Source organism: Gluconacetobacter tumulicola (assembly GCF_014174215.1).
GTDB lineage: Bacteria > Pseudomonadota > Alphaproteobacteria > Acetobacterales > Acetobacteraceae > Gluconacetobacter > Gluconacetobacter tumulicola.
This window is the reverse complement of sequence record NZ_JABEQL010000002.1, coordinates 217,941-236,300: the sequence shown is the minus strand read 5'-3', so window position 1 is coordinate 236,300 and position 18,360 is coordinate 217,941. Positions and strand designations below refer to the sequence as shown.

16 protein-coding genes are annotated in these 18,360 nt (G+C 70.1%); 6 read left to right on the top strand and 10 right to left on the bottom strand.

Annotated features, from left to right (window positions below; genetic code table 11):
- Positions 1-48: 48 nt before the first annotated feature.
- The 10 genes from hslU to HLH29_RS02400 are packed head-to-tail and all read right to left on the bottom strand — an operon-like array spanning position 49 to position 13,186.
- Entirely contained in the window at positions 49-1,365 is a 1,317-nt protein-coding gene (gene hslU / locus HLH29_RS02445) for an ATP-dependent protease ATPase subunit HslU (protein ID WP_182964411.1), read from the bottom strand.
- Positions 1,365-1,955: an ATP-dependent protease subunit HslV gene (gene hslV / locus HLH29_RS02440; RefSeq protein WP_182964410.1), complete on the bottom strand. Its 591-nt coding sequence runs from the start codon at positions 1,953-1,955 to the stop codon at positions 1,365-1,367. Before hslV ends, hslU begins: the two co-directional genes overlap by 1 nt.
- Before the next feature lie 47 nt (positions 1,956-2,002).
- Complete coding sequence (locus tag HLH29_RS02435; RefSeq protein WP_182964409.1) at positions 2,003-3,925, bottom strand: response regulator; 1,923 nt, start codon at positions 3,923-3,925, stop codon at positions 2,003-2,005.
- Positions 3,922-5,823, bottom strand: coding sequence for a response regulator (locus tag HLH29_RS02430; RefSeq protein ID WP_182964408.1), 1,902 nt, complete (start codon positions 5,821-5,823; stop codon positions 3,922-3,924). The genes HLH29_RS02435 and HLH29_RS02430 overlap by 4 nt, the downstream gene beginning before the upstream one ends.
- A complete protein-coding gene (locus HLH29_RS02425; RefSeq protein ID WP_338030157.1) occupies positions 5,820-6,911 on the bottom strand; it encodes a chemotaxis protein CheB in 1,092 nt (363 codons plus the stop codon). Before HLH29_RS02425 ends, HLH29_RS02430 begins: the two co-directional genes overlap by 4 nt.
- Positions 6,908-9,007, bottom strand: a complete 2,100-nt coding sequence (locus HLH29_RS02420) for a response regulator (RefSeq protein WP_182964407.1) — start codon at positions 9,005-9,007, stop codon at positions 6,908-6,910. The genes HLH29_RS02425 and HLH29_RS02420 overlap by 4 nt, the downstream gene beginning before the upstream one ends.
- 9 nt (positions 9,008-9,016) lie before the next feature.
- A complete protein-coding gene (locus HLH29_RS02415) occupies positions 9,017-10,699 on the bottom strand; it encodes a methyl-accepting chemotaxis protein (protein ID WP_182964406.1) in 1,683 nt (560 codons plus the stop codon).
- 6 nt (positions 10,700-10,705) lie between these two features.
- Complete coding sequence (locus HLH29_RS02410; protein WP_182964405.1) at positions 10,706-11,251, bottom strand: chemotaxis protein CheW; 546 nt, start codon at positions 11,249-11,251, stop codon at positions 10,706-10,708.
- A 14-nt stretch (positions 11,252-11,265) separates the two neighbouring features.
- Positions 11,266-12,690 (bottom strand): CheR family methyltransferase, encoded by a 1,425-nt coding sequence (locus tag HLH29_RS02405; protein WP_182964404.1) that lies wholly within the window; start codon positions 12,688-12,690, stop codon positions 11,266-11,268.
- Positions 12,683-13,186 (bottom strand): chemotaxis protein CheW, encoded by a 504-nt coding sequence (locus HLH29_RS02400; protein ID WP_338030160.1) that lies wholly within the window; start codon positions 13,184-13,186, stop codon positions 12,683-12,685. Before HLH29_RS02400 ends, HLH29_RS02405 begins: the two co-directional genes overlap by 8 nt.
- 177 nt (positions 13,187-13,363) lie before the next feature.
- Here HLH29_RS02400 and HLH29_RS02395 point away from each other — a divergent pair, with 177 nt between their 5' ends.
- The 6 genes from HLH29_RS02395 (at position 13,364) to HLH29_RS02370 (ending at position 18,351) form a co-directional block, all read left to right on the top strand.
- On the top strand, positions 13,364-13,774 hold the full coding sequence (locus HLH29_RS02395) for a hypothetical protein (RefSeq protein ID WP_182964456.1): 411 nt from the start codon (positions 13,364-13,366) through the stop codon (positions 13,772-13,774).
- A gap of 25 nt (positions 13,775-13,799) precedes the next feature.
- On the top strand, positions 13,800-14,480 hold the full coding sequence (locus tag HLH29_RS02390; RefSeq protein WP_182964402.1) for an ATP-binding cassette domain-containing protein: 681 nt from the start codon (positions 13,800-13,802) through the stop codon (positions 14,478-14,480).
- Positions 14,473-15,453, top strand: a complete 981-nt coding sequence (locus HLH29_RS02385) for a cell division protein FtsX (RefSeq protein WP_182964401.1) — start codon at positions 14,473-14,475, stop codon at positions 15,451-15,453. The genes HLH29_RS02390 and HLH29_RS02385 overlap by 8 nt, the downstream gene beginning before the upstream one ends.
- An 11-nt stretch (positions 15,454-15,464) precedes the next feature.
- Positions 15,465-16,088, top strand: a complete 624-nt coding sequence (locus HLH29_RS02380) for a YdcF family protein (protein WP_182964400.1) — start codon at positions 15,465-15,467, stop codon at positions 16,086-16,088.
- Positions 16,089-16,187: 99 nt separating this feature from the next.
- Positions 16,188-16,958, top strand: coding sequence for a lysophospholipid acyltransferase family protein (locus tag HLH29_RS02375; RefSeq protein WP_182964399.1), 771 nt, complete (start codon positions 16,188-16,190; stop codon positions 16,956-16,958).
- A gap of 307 nt (positions 16,959-17,265) precedes the next feature.
- Positions 17,266-18,351: a DUF2125 domain-containing protein gene (locus HLH29_RS02370; RefSeq protein WP_182964398.1), complete on the top strand. Its 1,086-nt coding sequence runs from the start codon at positions 17,266-17,268 to the stop codon at positions 18,349-18,351.
- Positions 18,352-18,360 lie beyond the last annotated feature (9 nt).

The following is an 18,360-nucleotide window of genomic DNA, read 5'->3' as shown; positions in this document are numbered from 1 at the left end:
AGGAAACGCGCGCCGGATCGCCACCAGCGCGCGTTTACGGGCACAAACTCAGAGGATGAAGCGACTGAGGTCGCCCTTCCGGGCCAGCGGCTCCACCCGGTCGCGCACATCGGCGGCGGTAATCCGCACGGTCTGGCCCGATCGGTCGGCCGCCGTGAAGGACACATCCTCCAGCAGCCTTTCCAGCACCGTCGCCAGCCGCCGCGCGCCGATATTCTCGACCCGCTCGTTGATGTCGGCGGCCAGTTCCGCCAGCGCATCCACCGCATCGTCCGAGAAATCGAGATCCAGCCCCTCGGTCCCCAGCAGCGCCGTATATTGCTTCAGCAGCGAATGTTCCGGCTCGGTCAGGATGCGCCGCAGATCCTCGCGCGTCAGCGGCGAGAGTTCGACGCGGATCGGCAGCCGCCCCTGCAATTCCGGCAGCAGGTCCGACGGCTTGGCGATATGGAACGCGCCCGAGGCGATGAACAGGATATGGTCCGTCTTCACCGGCCCGTATTTGGTCGAAACCGTGGTCCCCTCGATCAGCGGCAGCAGGTCGCGCTGCACGCCCTCGCGCGAGACATCGCCGCCCCGGAAACCGCTTTCCGACGACCGGGCGCAGACCTTGTCGATCTCGTCGAGAAACACGATGCCATGATCCTGGGCATGCGCCACGGCCTCGCCGACCAGCGCGTCATTGTCCAGCATCTTGTCCGCTTCCTCGCGGGTCAGCGCCTCGCGCGCCGCCGAAACGGTCATGCGCCGGCGCTGGGGCACGCGGTTCATCAGCCCCTTCATCATGTCGGAGAAATTGATGACGGTGCCGGGCTGCATGTTGGGCATCTCGCCCATGCCGGGGCCGCCTTGGGCATCGGCGACCGAAATCTCGACCTCCTTCTCCTCCAGCTCGCCCGCGCGCAGCATGCGGCGGAACTTGTTCTTGGTGTCGGCCGAGGCCCCCTCGCCCACCAGCGCATCGACCAGCCGGTTCTCGGCCTCCTGCTCGGCCCGCGCCTGCACGTCGCGGCGACGCAGGTCGCGCAGCATGTTCAGCGACACCTCGACCAGATCGCGCACGATGCTCTCGACATCGCGGCCCACATAGCCGACCTCGGTGAACTTGGTGGCTTCGACCTTCAGGAACGGCGCCTGCGCCAGCCGCGCCAGCCGTCGGGCGATCTCGGTCTTGCCGCAGCCGGTCGGCCCGATCATCAGGATGTTCTTCGGCACCACCTCGTCGCGCATGCCATCGGCCAACTGCGCCCGCCGCCAGCGATTGCGCAGCGCAATGGCCACCGCGCGCTTCGCATCGCCCTGGCCGATGATGAAGCGATCGAGTTCCGAGACGATCTCGCGCGGGGAATGGTTGGGAATATCCATTACGCGTCCTCCCTCCCCTTTTCACCCAGCGTCTCGAGGATCACCGAATGGTTGGTGTAAACACAGATCTCGCCGGCAATGCGCATCGCCCGCCGCGCGATTTCGGCCGCCGACATCCCGTCCACTTCCGCCAGCGCCCGCGCGGCCGACAGCGCATAATTGCCGCCCGAACCGATGGCGATGATGCCATCCTCGGGCTCCAGCACGTCGCCATTGCCGGTCAGGGTGAAGGAGCGTTCCAGATCGGCCACCGCCATCATCGCCTCCAGCCGGCGCAGATAGCGGTCCGTCCGCCAATCCTTGGCCAGTTCGACACAGGCGCGCTCAAGCTGGTTGGGAAACCGCTCCAGCTTGGCCTCCAGCCGCTCCAGCAGGGTAAAGGCATCCGCGGTGGCGCCTGCAAAGCCGGCCAGGATGGTGCCGGCCGGCCCGATCCGCCGGACCTTGCGCGCATTGCCCTTGATGACGGTGGCGCCCAGCGTCACCTGCCCATCTCCGGCCATTGCCACCTCTGCGCCACGTCGCACGCACAGGATCGTCGTTCCATGCCAGCCGACTGGATCATGGGGGGTCGCGTGTATGTTCTGCATGACTGACAGAGATAGGCCGTTCGCGCCTCAGGACAAGAGCCGCCCCCTCATCCGCCCATCGCGCGGGCGACATGCCCCGACAATTCGGCCTGGGTGAAGGGCTTGCGCAGCACCAGCGCATCCTCCGGCAACACGGCATTGTCGGCATAGCCGGTCAGGAACAGGATACGCGTTTCGGGATAGAGCGCGCCGATCCGCCGCGCCGCCTCCTCGCCCCCCATTTTCGGCATCATGACGTCCAGCACCACCAGGTCGGGCCGATGGGGCGTCATCGCATCGATTTGCGCCAGCGCCTCCTCCCCGCCCGGCGCCTCGATCGCCTCATGCCCCATGCCGCGCAGGAAACCGGCCGTCACGGTCCTGACCGTGTCCTCGTCGTCCACCACCAGGATGCGCAGCCCCTTGCGGACAGGCAGAGGCTCCAGCGCCTCCGGCCGGTCGAGGGCCGCCACCGGGCAACGATGGACCGGCAGATACAGATCCACCTGCGTCCCCTGCCCCGGCGCGCTGGTCACCCGCACATCGCCCCCGGCATGGCGCACGAAACCATAGATCATCGACAGGCCCAGCCCGGTCCCCCGCCCGACATCCTTGGTCGTGAAGAACGGCTCGAAGATCCGCGCCAGCGTCTCCGGCGCCATGCCCGTGCCCTGGTCGGCCACCGACACCACGACATATTCGCCCTGGGGCAAATCCCCTTCAGCCACCGGCGCCTCCAGCCGCGCCACATGGGCCGAGAGCATGATCCCACCCCCATCCGGCATGGCGTCGCTGGCATTCAGGCACAGATTCAGCAGCGCCAGTTCCAGTTGCCCGGCATCGGTCCGCACCAGCGGCACCTCCCCGCCCGGGTCCGCGGTCTCCATCCCGATCTCGACCGGCCGGCGCCCCGCCGCACCCTCGCGCCGCCGCGCGGTCACGCCCTGCACCAGCAGGTCATGCATGCCCCGCAACAGGGCATTCACATCGACCGGCTGCAGGCTCAGATCACGCGGCCGGCTGAAATTCAGCAGCCGGCGCGTCAGGTCGGCCCCCCGCCGCGCGGCGCCCATCGCATTGTCCAGCAGATGGGTCGTGCGGTCGTCCAGCCCCTCGCCCATATCGACGGCCAGTTCCAGAGACCCCATCACCGCCGTCAGCAGATTGTTGAAATCATGCGCGATTCCGCCGGCCATGGTGCCCAGCGCCTGCATCTTTTCCGCCTGGCGCAGGCGCGCCTCCATCTCGCGCTGGCGGGTGATGTCCCGATTGATCAGCACCGAATAGGCCTCGCCCCGCGCATTCACGCCCAGACGCGCACGGGTGAACTCCCGCCAGCTCACACTGCCGCCGGGGCCGGACACCGGCAGCACTTCCTCATCCCGGCCCTCGGCCTCCAGCCGCGCCTCGGCCGCATGCAGCGCCGGCAGCAGGGCCGGATCGGACAAATCCTCCTCCCGCCGCCCCAGACAATCGGCCTCGTCCCGGCCATAGAAGGCGGCGGCATTGCGGTTGATGCGGATAAAGCGCCCATCGGGGTCCTTGAAGGCCAGGCCGGCGCGCAGATTCCCCAGCAGGCCGCGCAGCAGCATCCGCTCGGTCTGCAACTCGCCTTCCAGCTTGTGGCGATGCGCCGCCTGGACGACCATCGCGCGCAGGGCATCCCCATCCCAGGGCTTGTGCGAATAGAAGGAAATCCGCCCCTGGTTCAGCGCCGCCGCCACGGCGCCGATATCGGCATACCCGGTCAGCAGGATCGCCTGCGCGTCGCACATCCCCCGCGCCCGCGCCAGCATCACGTCGCCCCCCATCTCGGGCATGCGCTGGTCGGAGACGATGACATCGACATCGCGGCGCCGGGCCAGAATATCCAGCGCTTCGACCGGCGAGGTGGTCGACAGGATGGTGAAACTGTCTTCCAGCAGGTCGGTCAGCGCCACCAGGATCTCTGGTTCGTCATCCACCAGCAGCACGACGGGGCGGTCGGTCACGCCCGCATCTCCGCAGCACCCCGGACGGGCTCGGCCATCGCTTCCAGATGCGGCTGCCAGGGCACCGAAATCGTAAACATCGTTCCCCGTCCTCCATCGGTGCCGGCACCGCCGGCCCTGCGCGGCGCGTCGGCAATCGTGATCGTGCCATGATGGGCCTGCACGACACTATAGGCGATGGCCAGCCCCAGCCCCGTCCCCGCTCCCACCGGCTTGGTGGTAAAGAACGGCTCGAAGATCCGCTCCGCCATCTCCGGCGGAATGCCCGGACCGTTATCCGTCACGATAAAGACATATGATTGCTCGCCCGACCCCTCGCTGACACGCAATTCGGTGGCAATCCTGATCACCCCGCGTGCCGGCCCCGCCGGGTCGCCCTCGCCGGCATCCTCCAGCATGGAATAAATCGCGTCGGCGGCATTGCTGATGATGTTCATCATCACCTGGTTCAGCAGCGCAGACTGGCAATACAGGCGCTCGGGCGCGCGATAATCCCGCTCCACCACGATCTGGTTGCCGAATTTCTGCGTCAGCAGGGCCAGCACCGTCTCCAGCGCCTCGGGCACGTCGATCACCTGGAACAGCCCCTCGTCCAGGCGCGAGAATTTCCGCAGGTTCAGGACCAGGTTCTGGATGCGCCGCAGGCCCAGGCTCATCGATTCGACACGGTCGCGGCATTTCATCAGCGCCGCGTGCCGGCTCCCGTCCGCATCCGTGCCAGGGTCCTCCTCGGCAATCACCTGCGCCAGCAGGCGGGCCACCGTATCCTTGTGGGCCAGGATGAAGGCCAGCGGATTGTTGATCTCATGCGCAATGCCCGCCACCAGCTCGCCCAGCGACGCCATCTTGGCGGTCTGCACCAGCTTGCCCTGGGTCTCGATCAGCCGCCGGTTGGCATCGGCCAGCTCAGCATTCGCCTGTTCCAGCGCCTCGGCCAGCGAGGCCTTGGAGGCGATCGCCGCCGCCTCGGCCCGCGCGGCCTCGACCGCGATCTCGCGCGCCTGCCGGTCCAGGTCGATGCGCCGCGCATCGTCCTGCAGCAGCTTGCGCCGCACCAGCGCCCGAATCCGCAGGGCCAGCACATCGGGCTCGATATCGTCGGCCACCATGTCGTCCACACCGGCCTCGAACGCCCGAGCGGGAAGGACACCGCGCGCCGCACCCGGCCCGCTCAGGCCCAGGATACGGGGCGCCCCTCCGCCCGCCACCACGACATCCTGCCGCAGATCGTCCAGTTCCTGGCAGAAGGCGATGCCGTCGAACCGGTCGGACACCAGGTCGACCACCACGCAGTCGGGCGCGCGACCTGGGTCGAACCAATCCGTCCGCTCCATCGCACCGGGATGACCGATCACGGTCACGTCGTGCCCGTCATTGCGCATCAGGGCCGCCAGGGCCGCCACCGCATGCTCCCGCGCCCCTTCGCCACCGACAATCAGGATTCGCGCCCGGCGGAACAGCGGGCTGGCATCCCGCTGCCCGGTACCGGCCCCCGTGCCCGCCCCCTCGCGCAGCAGCGCGCGGATGCGAAAGACGATCAGGTCCGGTTCGGCCGATTTGGGCACATAGGCATCGGCGCCGCTTTCCAGCCCCTCGCGCTCCAGGCCCGGCTCGCCCCCCTCGGTCAGCATCAGCACCGGAATCATGCGGGTGGCCGCACTCATGCGCAGCTGGCGCGCCATCTGCCCACCATTCATGCCCGGCAGATGATAGTCGGCGACCACCAGATCCGGAATCCGCGTATCCAGCGTATCCAGCGCGGCCTCGCCACTGGCCACCCGCGTCACCGCGAAACCATGGCTTTCCAGCATCCGGCGTATGCGCAGCGCCTGGGTGTCGGAATCCTCGACCAGCAGCAGCGTCGGCGGCACCTGCCCCTCGGCGGAGGCGTCGGTCATGGCCCCCGTCCTTCCATCCCGACCACCATCGGCAAGGGTGCGGCGGCCGAAGCCACGGCCACCAGATGCGGCGCGATCTGTCCCAGGGGCAGGCTGATCGAAGCCCCGCCGATCCGCTCGGCCGCACCGGGCATCCCATGCACGATCGACGTGCTCCGGTCCTCGACGATCGTGTATCCGCCCGCCCGGCGCATGTCGCGCAGCCCCACGGCCCCGTCCTCGCCCATGCCGGTCAGCAGAATGCCGATCGCCCCAGCCCCCACGCGCGCCATCGAGGCGAACAGGGCGGTGGCCGACGGCCGCTGCCCGCCCAGCGGCGGCGCGTTCGACAATCGGATTTCATCACTCAGCCCGAGGGTCAGATGCGCCTCGGCCGGCGCGACATAGACATGCCCCGGCCGCATGATCTCCCCCTGCCGGGCCAGCGCGACCGGCAGCCGGGTCTGGGTATCGAGCCAGGCGGCGAACCCTTCCATGAACCCCGTGCCCATATGCTGCACCAGCAGGATCGGCCACGGAAAGCCGGCGGGCAGCGCCCCCATGATATGCGCAAAGGCCTGCGGCCCGCCGGTCGACGCCGCCATGCCGACCAGGCGCGGGCGCAGACGCGGCGGCGGCGGGGCCCCCACATCCTGAACCGGCACCGCCCCATAATGCAGCCGGTGGCGGATCACCGGCACCTGGCTCATGATGTAGAGCTGGGTCGCGATCGCGGCCCCCCCGGCGGCATCGACCGGCCAGCCGGCCGGCTTCTGCACCACCGACAGCGCGCCGGAGCGCAGCGCGTTCATCGAGATCCGCAGCGCCGGATCGGTCGAGGAGTCGCTGACGATCACGATCGGCGTCGGGCATTCGGCCATGATGCGCCGCGTGGCCTCCAGCCCGTCCATGCCGGGCAGCCGCACATCCATCGAAATCACGTCGGGCCGCAGCATCGGCACCAGGCGCAGCGCCTCCTCGGCCGTTTCCACCGCCTCCAGCAGTTCCAGCCGCGGGTCGTCGCGGATCAGCCGCACCAGCACATGCCGGACCACCGCCGAATCCTCGACGACCAGCACCCGGACGCGCGGCCCGGCCAGGCCGGTCACAGCACGCCTCGGATAATGTCCAGCAATTCGCCCTGTTCGAACCCCTGCTTGGTCACATAGGCCCGGGCGCCACCCTCCAGCCCGCGCCTGATATCGGCTTCCTCGTTGCGCGACGTCATCAGCACCACCGGAATCCGGGACAGGCGCGGGTCCGACCTGACCGCGTCGAGCAATGCGAAACCATCCATCCGGGGCATCTCCACGTCCGTCACGATCACGTCGATCCGACGTGGCGACCGGTGCAGCAGCGCCAGGGCCTCGACCCCGTCCGTCGCCAGCAGCACATCATAGCCGTGGGTCTGCAGGATCGTCTTCTGGAGAGTCCGTGTGGTAATCGAATCGTCAACCACCAGCACGGCGGGCACCCGGCGGGCCACCGGCGCCCCGCCGTCCGGCCCCGCATCGCCGGCACCGTCGAAATGCCCCCCCGTGGCCCCCGCCATCCGCCACCGTTCCAGCAGCGTATCGGGATTGAGGACGAAGACCGGCCGGTCACCGCGCGGCCAGCCCACACCGGGGATCAGCTCGCTGTCCAGTCCCGCCGCCTCGGCATCGGAAATATGCAGGATACGGACTTCGCGCATCCGGTCGACGGCAAAGCCGCAGCACCCGCCATCCGCCATGCCCAGCACGACGACCGACAGCGCCCCGTCATGGACCGGCAACGCCGCATCCGGCCGGCCAAGAAAGGCGGCCAGCGGCACCACCGGCACCAGGGCGGCCCCCGCCTCCTGTCCGCTCTCCGGCGCGCGCCGCCGGTCGAGGGCGAAACAGGCCCGGCCGTCGACCATGCGGATATCGGCCTGCCGCACCCGCGCCAGCCGCTCGATCACCCGCCCGGGCAGGCCGATGGTCATGTCGCCGGCCTCGACCACCAGCGTGGTGCGCTGCCGGCGCGAGACCGGCACCGCCATCGTCACCACCGTCCCCCAGGGGCTGCCCGCCTCCATGCGGACCGACCCCTGCAGGGCACGCGCGGCCTCCGCCACCACCGACAGGCCCATGCCCCGGCCGGACAGCCGGTCGGCCTCGGCCCGCGTGGAAAAACCGGGTGCGAACACCAGGCTCAGCAGGGTTTCGGGCAGGCCCGGATCATCCGGCTGCATCAGCCCCTGGCGGATGGCGCGCGCGGCGATCGCCTCCAGGTCCGGACCGCGCCCGTCATCGCTCACCGACACCAGCAGGCGCACGCCCAGCATCCGCACCGACAGGGTCAGGACCGGCTCCGCCGGCTTGCCCTCCGCCTGCCGCCGGGCCGGGCTCTCCAGCCCATGGACGATGGCATTGCGCAGCAGATGGATCACCGGGTCGCGCAGCGCCTGCATCACCCGCCGGTCGGCCCGCACATCCATGCCCAGCAGGCGCACCGTCACCTCGCCGCTGCCATGCTCGCGCGCGATCTGCCGCACCATGCCGGTCAGCGAGCCAAAGACCGTCCCGGCCGGCACCAGCGTCACCGCCCGCACTTCCTCGTCCAGCCGCATCATGGCCCGGTCGGCCTGCCCCGCAATCCGCCCGCGCTCGCGCGACAGGGCAAACAGGGCGCGGGTCAGGCGCGACAATTCCGCCGCCGGGTCGGCGGCCGACCCCGTCCGCCGCGCCGCGGCGGCGGTCAGGTCCTCCAGATCGGCCCATAGCCGTTCCTGCCGCTCGGCAATGCCCATCATGTCGTGCATGACGCCGACCAGCGCATCCAGGCGCGACACGGGCACCTGCACGTAGCTGTCGGCCGCCTCCTCGCGCCCGGGCGGCCCCGCCTCGCCCCCGTCAGGGCCGGCCGGCGCCTCCGCCAGATCCTGCATGCGGGCGTCGATCTGGTCCATGGCGGTGCCGATGGCGGCGATATCCTCCGCCGTCACGGGCTGCTGCCCGTCCAGCAGCCCGAACAGCCGCCCCTCCAGCGCATGGGCGATGGTCTCGATATCGGCCCGCTCGACGACGCGGGCCGCACCCTTCAGCGAATGAACGCGCCGGAAGATCTCGCCGATCCCGCGCCCATCCACCGGGCCGGCGGCCAGAATGTCGCGCACGACGCGCAGATGGTCGCGATATTCGGCGTCGAAGACCGCCAGCAGTTCCTGTCGCAGAGCCTCCACGGCCGGCCGTCAGGTCCGGTAACGCGCGGAAATGGCCAGGAGCTGGTGCGACAGGCTGCCCAGATTGCTGGCCGAGGCCTCCAGATTGCGGGTCCCCGCCGCCGTCTGCTGGCTGGCCTGGCGAATGCTCTGCAACGCGGTCATCACCTGCTCGATGCCGATCTGCTGCTGGTTGGTCGAGGCCACGATCTGCTGGAACGCGTTCACCCCCTCCTCGATGCCGCCCGTCATGCGCTCGATGGTGCGATAGGCGATATCGGTCCGCTCCTTGCCGGCCGAGACGCGCTTCACCGCCTCCTCGGTCAGCATGACCGACGTATTGATGCCGCGCTGGATGTCGCCCAGGATCGCGCGCACATGCTGGGTGGCATCGCGCGACTGGTCGGCCAGGATCTTCATCTCCGCCGCGACCACGGCGAAGGAGCGCCCATGCTCGCCGGCGGCGGCGGCCTCGATCGCGGCATTCAGCGCCAGCAGGTGCGAACGCTCCGACAGATCGTTGACGGCGGTGATGATCTCGCTGATCGCATCCGTCCGCTCGGACAGTGCGACGATGTTCGATGCCACGGCCTCCGCACCTTCCTGCGTGCGCTCCATGGCCCGCGCGGTCTCCTCCACCGCCTCCAGCCCGCTGGCCGAACTGTGGACGATGGTCTCGGCCGACGAGATCACTTCCCGCGCGCGCTTGCTGATCTGCGCGCCGGAATGGGTGATCTGGTCCACCGTCGCCGCCGTCTCCTGCACCGCCGCGAACTGTTCCTCCACGCTCGCCGCCTGCTGCTGGGCGGAGGCACGGATATCGGCCACCGCCGCATCCAGGTTGCGTGTGGCCTCGCGGCTCTGCTGCGCGATCTCGCGCAGGCCGTCGATCATCCGGTTCAGCCCGTCGGCCAGGCGTTCGAACTCATCCCGTCCGCCGCCCGAGCCGCCGACCGTCACATGGGTCGACAGGTCCCCCTGCCCCACCCGCTCCATCACCCGCATCAGCGCCGCCAGCGGGGCCAGGATCGACCGCCGGGTCCAGAAGGTGACGATCAGCGCGACGATCACCGCCACCGCCAGCCCCAGGATCAGCGACCGGCGGCTGAATTCATACAGCGCGCTGCTCTGCATCTCGCCCGCCTGCACCCCGCCATCCAGCGTGGTCCCGGCGTCGGAGATCAGCCGGTCGATGGTCTGGTCGCGCGTGTCCGACCGCACCGATTGCTGGCGTACCGCCGCATCATCGCCCTGGCGGATGGCCGCGAACAGGTCCGACGCCGCCTCGGCATTCTGGCGCGCCTGGTCCAGCGCCTCGTGCAGGCGGGCCGAAATGGCGGCGAACATGGCGCGCCGCGCGTCGATCCGCGCCTCGTCATCGGCCTGGCTGGCGGCGGCCATCGCCTGCACCAGCGTATCCTCCGCCTGCCGGTCCACCCCGGTCCAGTCGGTGACCGCCGCGTCCAGCATCGCCGGGTCCTTCTGGTAATCCCGCGCATAATAATGCGACAGGATCGACAGCCGCCGCGCCACCAGGTCGTTCTCCAGCACCCGCAGATGGTTCAGGTGGCGATAGACCAGCAGGTCCCGGGTCACAATCACCGTCATCTCGTCGCGGACATTGCGGATCTGCCCCAGCGCATAGACGCCGATCGACACCATCAGCATGACGCCGACCAGGAACCCGAACAGAAGACGATTGGCAATTGTCACGACAGGTCAGACTCCGAATTGACGCGCGGCGAACAGGCGGGCGGGGTCCAGCACCGCGACCAGCCGCCCATCCGGCAGGGCCGCCATCGGGTGGGCCGATACCGGTGCGGCGGCCGGCGCAACCACCACGTCGTCCACACCCAGCGTCCGCCCGGCCAGCAGCGCAATCCGCGCCACCGGCAGGCCGGCCACCGGGCGCAGCAGCGCCATGGCCCCGGCACGATCCATCGGCGCCCCGCCCAGCAGAACCGACAGATCGATCACCGTATACAGATGGCCGACATAGCCATAGACACCCCGCACCGAAGCCGGGCAGTCCGGCCGACGGGGCATGACGCTCCAGGCCGGCTCGGCCATGCGCAGCACATGATGCAGGTCGATGGCATAGATCTGCCCGCCAACGTCCAGGATCACCGCCGCGCGGCGCCCCGCATCATCGGCCGGCGCCTGCCCGCGCGCCGCCAGCTGCCGCGCACGCTCCGCCATCACCCGGCGGGCATAGCCGCCGGCACCCCCGGCGGGCGCGTCGCGCGGCCCCGCCGCCCCCGGCATGCCGCCCTGACCGGTCAGGACACGCTCCGCGCCAGCATCGGCGAACCATCCTCGCGCACGTCATCGGCATCCGCCGCCCCGTCCCCGCCAACCAGCCGCAACAGTCCGGCCACGGTCAGCCCGCCCCCATCCGCGACCGGCGCGTCAACGGGCAGCCGGCGCAGCAGGGTCCGGGCCTGCCGCAGCATCCGTTCGGCATCGTCCGTCTCTCCGGCATCCCGCAGCAGCCGGGCCAGATGCACATGCGCCATGACATGCTCGCGATCCAGATAGAGCGTGCGCCGGAACCCGTCCTCGGCGGCCACGGAATCCTCCGCCAGAACGGCCGAGAGGAAATGCAGCCCGGCATCCAGCGGATGCAGGGCCAGCGCCGCGCCGCAGCAGGCCCGCGCCTCGGCCAGCGCACCGCGATCGGCCAGCGCCCGGGCCTCGGCCCGCGCCAGCCCGGCATCGGCGTGGGCGTGGGCGTGGGCGTGGGCGTGGGCGTGGATATCGGGCGCCCGCTCCAGCGCCGGGCGAAACGGCGGCGGCGCGGCAAGCGGCGTATCCGGCAGGCAGGACAGCGCGCCCCGGCGCGGCACGGCCGGCCCCTGGCGCGAGCCCGCGGCGCGAAACGCCACCGTACCCGCAAACGTCACGGTCTCGAGAAAATCGCCGCATTCGCCGATCGGGTCGGAATGGCCCAGCAGCAGCCATCCGGGCGGCGACAGCCGGTCCGCCAGCGCCCGCACCAGCTCCAACGCCCGCTTCGGCTCGAAATACAGCAGCACATTGCGGCACAGGATCAGGTCGAACGGCCCGGCCGGCCCCCCGCCCGACGGCAGGTCCATGATGTTTCCGTATTCGAAGCGCACCATGCGCCGATAGACATCGCGCAGGGCCCAGTGCCGCCCGCTGGCGGCGGGGCGGAACCATTGCCGCCGTTCCGAGGCACTGACATCGCGCAGCGACCACGCCCCATATTCCGCGCGCCGGGCCCGCTCCAGCGCCAGATCGCTGATGTCGGTGCCCAGGATATCGACGGTCCAGTCCTGCTCGCCCCGCGCCCGCAGCAGCCGGTGCAGCAGAATGGCCAGCGAATAGGGCTCGGCACCGTTGGAGCACCCGACACTCCAGATCCGGATGGTCCGCAGCGGGCGCAGCCGGGTGATCAGGTCGGGCAGGATCGTGCGTTCCAGCGCATGGAACTGCTCGGCATAGCGGAAGAAGAACGTCTCGCCGATCGTCACGGCCGATTCCAGCGCCCGCCATTCGGCCTCGCCCGCCGCATCGTCCGAAAGCCGCGACAGATACTCCATCGGGCAGTCACAGCCGCAGGCATCCATGCGCCGCCGCAGCACCATCTCCAGCAGGTCCATCTTGTCGGCATAATAATGCAACCCGGTCCGCGCGACGATCCGGGTAGCCAGCCGTTCCAGGGCATGTTGCCGGTCAGCCATCCGCGCGCTCCCATAGCGCATCGCGCAACGCCGCATCCAGGGCCAGGGCCTCGATCCGCTGCCGCTCGCGCTCCATCAGCAGCCGGTCGGGGTCCATCAGCAACGCGGTCATTCCTCCGGCCAGTTCGACCTCCCCCGCCAGCCAGCCGCCGGCCGGCATGCCATCGGCGGGCAGCGCCATCACCGCCCCCGTCCTCTGCCGCACATCCAGCACGCTGTCGACCATGAAGGCCACCTTCATTCCGGCACCGGGATCGCATAGCAGCAGCGGGCGATACAGCATCGCATCGTCGTCCGGCGCGCTCCACGCCCGCAGCCCCAGCAGGACGGCAAGATCGATGGCAACCACGCGTTCCGCACCCAGGCGAAAGAATCCCAGCACCGGCGCGGGCGTCCCGGCCGGGCGGACAAGCGCCGGCATGGGCATGCATTCCCGCACCGCGGGCGCGGGCAGGCCGTAACACGTATCCACAAGACGGAAGATGACGACGGCCACTGACACCGGGGCTTTGCTGCCTTCCACCCGAGCCGGCCCGGCAATGGCTTGCCGGCGCGTTTCCTACCTGCTTTTCTCCCCGAAGATTGCATTTATGACAAGTGACGGCTACCTCCGGCAGGGATGCGTACCCGGCAGATCGGGCGCGCCGCAGCCGCCGCCGGAGATCCGACCGTCATGGACAGTTTCAATTCGGACCGCGCCACCGACCGGTTCCTCCCGCCCCGCGCGGGCGGATCGCAGCGCTTTCCCGTCGCCCGCATCGCCCGCGTGGCGATCTGCGCCGTATTCTACGGGCTTTTCTATTTCGTCCAGCAGGTCACCGAACTGCTGGCCCCGCTGGTCCTGATCCTGGGCGTGGGCTGGGGCGCACTGCCCCATATCGTCGGCGCCATCGGCACCAGCGCCGCCTCCGCCGATCCGCAGACCCGCGATATCGTCACGCATGTCGCCGGCACCATCCCGCACCAGATCGTCATCGGCTCTCATGTCGTGACGGCCGATTCGCTGGTGGTCGACGGGCTGCTGATGATGGCGGCGGCGGCGGTCTGCGCCACCCTCGCCGCCGTCGCGGCGCGCGAGATGTGACGCACACACTGCCCGACCCTCACCCGTGATCAGGCTCCGCGACGTCGGTTTCCGCTATGATGCCGCCGGCGCTTCCGGCGCCTCGGCCCCTGTCGCCCTGCGCCAGATCTCGTTCGAGGTACCGCAGGGCGGTTTCCGCTGGCTGCTCGGCCCCTCGGGCGCCGGAAAATCCAGCCTGCTGCGCCTGCTGGCGCTGACCGCGCGCCCGACCTCCGGCACGCTGGAAATCCTGGGCAGCAGCGTCGCCCAGGCACGCCGCGCGGCACTGGCGCGGCTGCGGCGGCGCATCGGCGTCGTGCATCAGGATTTCCGGCTGCTGCCCGACCTGCCGGTCTTCGACAACATCGCCCTGCCCCTGCGCCTGCAACACCGGCCGGAGGACGAAGTGCGCGACGAGGTCCATTCCATCCTCGACTGGGTCGGCCTCGCCTCCCGCGCCACGGCCCGCCCACCCCAGCTTTCGGGCGGCGAGCAGCAGCGCGTGGCCATCGCCCGCGCCGTGATTCACCGCCCGGCCCTGCTGCTGGCCGACGAACCCACCAACGCGCTGGACGAATACCAGGCCAACCGGCTGATGGAACTGTTCCGCGACCTGTCGGGGCTGGGCACCACGATCCTGGTCGCCACCCATAACGACGCGCTGATCCGCCGCTATCCGGCCCATGAGCTGGAACTGGCCCAGGGCAGGCTGCTGCGCGATGGCTGAGCGGCCGGGCCTCTTCACCCGCTGGAACCAGGCAAGGCGCGCGGACGGGCTGGCCCTGCGCCGCGCCCTGCCCGACCGGCTGCTGCCGCTTCTGGTCGCCGCCATGACGGTCCTCGCCGCACTGGCGCTGGCGGGTGCCACCGGCGCGCAGATCCTCTCCGCCCGCTGGTCGAACGGCGCCGCATCGATGCTGACCATCCAGGTCCCCGATCCGGACACCCCGACAACGACAGCAGGCACCACCACCCATCTCACGCGCTCCGACGCCGTCCTGGCCGCCCTGGCCGACAGTCCCGGCGCCTCGCGCGTCCACCGGCTGGACAAGGCGGAACTGGGCGCCCTGCTGGCCCCCTGGCTGGGGCAGGACCATGATTTCGCCCTGACCCTGCCCGCCATCATCGAACTGCACATGGCAGCCGGCACGCAAACCGACGCCACGGCACTCGCCCGCCGCCTGGCCGCCATCGCCCCCGGCACATTGGTCGAACGCAATGCCGAATGGGGCGAGCGGCTGGGCCGGCTGGCCGACAGCCTGCACAGTTGCGCATTGCTGGCGGTGGCGATCGTGGCCGGCATCGCGGTGGTGCTGATCGCGGCCACCACCCGCGCCGGGCTGGCGGCCCGGCGCCTGCCGATCGAACTGATCCACGCCATGGGCGCGACCGACGGCTATATCGCCGGGCGCTTCGCCCGCCGCACCGCCCTGCTGGCCTTCATCGGCGGGCTGGCCGGCAGCGGGCTGGCCCTGCCGATCCTGGTGCTGCTGTCCCGCGTGGCGGCCCCCTTCGCGGCGGCAACCCCGGCGCCCACGCCCGCATCTTCAGCCGACTGGACCATGCTGGCCCACACGCTGCTCGCCACATTGCCCACCCCCCTGGTCGCCACCCTGCTGGCCCTCGCCCCGGCGGCGGCGCTGATCGGCTGGCTGACGACCCAGGCCACGGTGCGCGCTTGGCTGCGAAACCTGCCGTAATGACTCCCGCAATGAACCGGGGCGGCGCGGCCGGACGATTCCTCCACGGCACGCTGGCCGGCCTGCTGGGCTGCATGCTCCTGTGGGGCACGGGCTTCGCCTGGTTCGTCCACGACGCACTGAAATCGCCCGGCCGCCCCCCGGTCGCGGACGGCATCGTGGCCCTCACCGGCGGCCAGGGCCGGATCGAGGCGTCGCTGCGGCTGCTGGCCAGCGGCCAGGCGCACCAGTTGCTCATCTCCGGCGTCGCCCCCCACGCCACCACCACCAGCATCGCCGGCGCCCTCCCGCCGGACCTCGCGGCCAGCCTGCCACCCGAACTGTGGCGGCAGGTCACGCTGGGCCGCCACGCCACCTCGACCATCGGCAATGCGGACGAAACCGCGCAATGGGCCCGCGCCAACTGGCTGCGCTCGCTGATCGTGGTCACCGCCGGCTACCATATCCGCCGCGCGATCATGGAAATCCATCGCACCCTGCCCGACGTGACTCTCCATCCCTATGCCGTCCGCCCCCCGGCCCTGCGCGCGCCGCTGCGCGGCTCCTCGCTGCGGCTGCTGGCGATGGAATACGACAAATGGCTGATGGCCAGCCTGGGCCTCACCCGCAACATGACGGTCCGGACACAGAACTGACGACCGCGACCAGCTCTTGTCTCGCGGCCGTTTTTCTGATGTACGCCGCCCCGTCGCACGCCAGTCGTGCCTGACCTGTCCGGAATGCCCCCGCCCGTCATGATTTTCGTCCGCGCGTGCCTGTTCAATCTCTATTTCGTCCTGCTGACGGTCTTGATGGGCATCGCCGCACTGCCCATCCGCCTGTTCGCCCGGCACCTCGCACTGCCGTACGCCAAGCTGTGGACCCGGCTTTCGGTGGCGGGATTGTGCCATATCTGCGGCATCCGGGTCGTGGTGACGGGCCGCGAACACCTGCCCGCGGGGCCCTGCCTTCTCGCCTCGCAGCACCAGTCGGCCTTCGACACGCTGGTGTGGATGAACCTGGTCGATCGCCCGGCCTATGTGATGAAGGAGGAACTGACCCGCATCCCGCTGGTCGGCCCGATGCTGCTGCTGGCCGGCATGATCCCGGTCCGCCGCGCCGACGGTGCCCGCGCCCTGCGCGCCCTGCTGACCGCCACCGGACAGGCGGCCGCCGACGGGCGCCAGATCGTCATCTTCCCCGAGGGCACCCGCACCCAGGCCGGCGAGACCAGGCGCCTGCATCCCGGCATCGTCGCCATGGCCACCCATGCCGGCCTGCCCATCATCCCCGTGGCGACCGATTCCGGCCTGCGCTGGTCGCGCAACGCCTTCGTCAAACACCCCGGACCGATTCACATCGCCATCGGTCCCGCCCTGCCCGCCGATGTGGGCAAGGCCCGCATCCTGAGCGAAATCACCGCACGATGGCAGGAATTGTCCAGCCGGTTCGGCAGAATCGAGGGCGCGGAGAAGCCTGTGGATAACTCTGTGGGCAGTCAGACCGGTCATCCGGCGGGCCTGTGACTGTCCGTTTGCCCACAGGCTGGCGCCCCTCCTCTACCGGCGGCCTCCACGCCGCACCATCATCCGGCGGACGCTCGAAAAACGCGCAATAACATATTAAATTTACACCCGTTTTTGATGCATTTTCCCGACAGACCCGGCACCGGGCCTGCCGGCGTCCCCCGCGCGGGCCGCCGCACACCGCTCTTTCGCCAAAACTGTGGATAAGTTCGATCCCCCGCTCTTTTTCCCAGCCGGGCGTGGCATGTGAAAGATTTGTGAATCAATCTGTTCCCGGCCTTCCGCAAGGTGCCTTATCAAGAACGACATGCCGCAGCACCCCCCCCGGCCCGTGCGCCATCGCCCATCCGGCCGCCACCCGTGGCTCCGCCGCGCCGCGCTGACCCTGCTTGGGGTTGCGGCCATCGACGGCCTCGCCTGGCAGGCCGCGCAGCACGCGCTGGACAGGATGGCGGCAGGCTGGAGCACCCGCTTGCGCCAGCAGGGCTGGACCGTGCAGCCCGGCCTCCCTACCAGGGGCGGCTCCCCCCTGACGGCCCGGCTCACCCTGCGCAACCCTCGCCTGGACGGTCAGGCCGGCGGCCGGACCATCGCCTGGGGCGCGCAGGGCGTCACGCTGTCGCTGTCCCTGCTGCACCCGCTGACCATCCGGATCGGCCTCGACGGCACGCAGGCCGCCCGCATGACCGGCCCCGACACCATCCGGGCCATCAGGGTCCAGGGAGAGAATGCCCGCATCTTCGTCCCGCTCGGCCTGCCGCCGGGGGCCATGACCGGTCAGGCCGCATGGGGCGCCCGCGCGCTCACCCTCCAGATTCTGCAACCGGATGGCCGCACGACCGATCTGACACTGCACGATCTGCGCGGCCACGGATTATGGAACGACCGCGCCGGCCCCGACGCCAGCCGCATCGCCCTGAGCAGCCATGCCGCCGCGATCGACCTGCCGCCAACCCTGCCCCTGCCGCCCGCGCCGACGGACGCGCACCGCCTGTCGGATGCCGGCCTGACCCTCGCGCTCCCGGGCGGCACGGAGCCCGCCCTGCTGGTGCAGGACCTGCATGCGCGCTGGACGCACCTGTCCCTGTCGGTGATAGGAAGCGCCCGTCTCTCGGCGCAAAATGGCCCGGAGGGCACGTTCACCCTCTCCGTGGCAGGGATCGGCCAGACCGTCCGCACGCTGGACCAGGCCGGCATATTGTCCCCGGACCTGGCCCGGGCCGTCACGACGATCGACCGGCTGGCCGCCCGCTATCCGGGCGGCACGATACCCGCCACACCCGAGGCCCCAGCCCCCACCGACCGCCCTTTGAGCCTGCCGCTGCACCTGAGCGCCGGCACGCTGTTCGTCGGCACAATTCCGCTAGGCCACCTGACAGACTGGCTCAACTGAGCTCATCCG

What these genes read in the sequence shown, in the direction of transcription:
- HLH29_RS02405 (WP_182964404.1), bottom strand. Translation starts at nt 12,690, where the DNA reads ATGGCTGACCGGCAACATGCCCTGGAACGGCTGGCTACCCGGATCGTC.
- HLH29_RS02385 (WP_182964401.1), top strand. Translation starts at nt 14,473, where the DNA reads ATGGCTGAGCGGCCGGGCCTCTTCACCCGCTGGAACCAGGCAAGGCGC.
- HLH29_RS02410 (WP_182964405.1), bottom strand. Translation starts at nt 11,251, where the DNA reads ATGCCGGGGGCGGCGGGGCCGCGCGACGCGCCCGCCGGGGGTGCCGGC.
- hslV (WP_182964410.1), bottom strand. Translation starts at nt 1,955, where the DNA reads ATGCAGAACATACACGCGACCCCCCATGATCCAGTCGGCTGGCATGGA.
- hslU (WP_182964411.1), bottom strand. Translation starts at nt 1,365, where the DNA reads ATGGATATTCCCAACCATTCCCCGCGCGAGATCGTCTCGGAACTCGAT.
- HLH29_RS02370 (WP_182964398.1), top strand. Translation starts at nt 17,266, where the DNA reads ATGCCGCAGCACCCCCCCCGGCCCGTGCGCCATCGCCCATCCGGCCGC.
- HLH29_RS02380 (WP_182964400.1), top strand. Translation starts at nt 15,465, where the DNA reads ATGAACCGGGGCGGCGCGGCCGGACGATTCCTCCACGGCACGCTGGCC.
- HLH29_RS02430 (WP_182964408.1), bottom strand. Translation starts at nt 5,823, where the DNA reads ATGACCGACGCCTCCGCCGAGGGGCAGGTGCCGCCGACGCTGCTGCTG.
- HLH29_RS02395 (WP_182964456.1), top strand. Translation starts at nt 13,364, where the DNA reads ATGGACAGTTTCAATTCGGACCGCGCCACCGACCGGTTCCTCCCGCCC.
- HLH29_RS02375 (WP_182964399.1), top strand. Translation starts at nt 16,188, where the DNA reads ATGATTTTCGTCCGCGCGTGCCTGTTCAATCTCTATTTCGTCCTGCTG.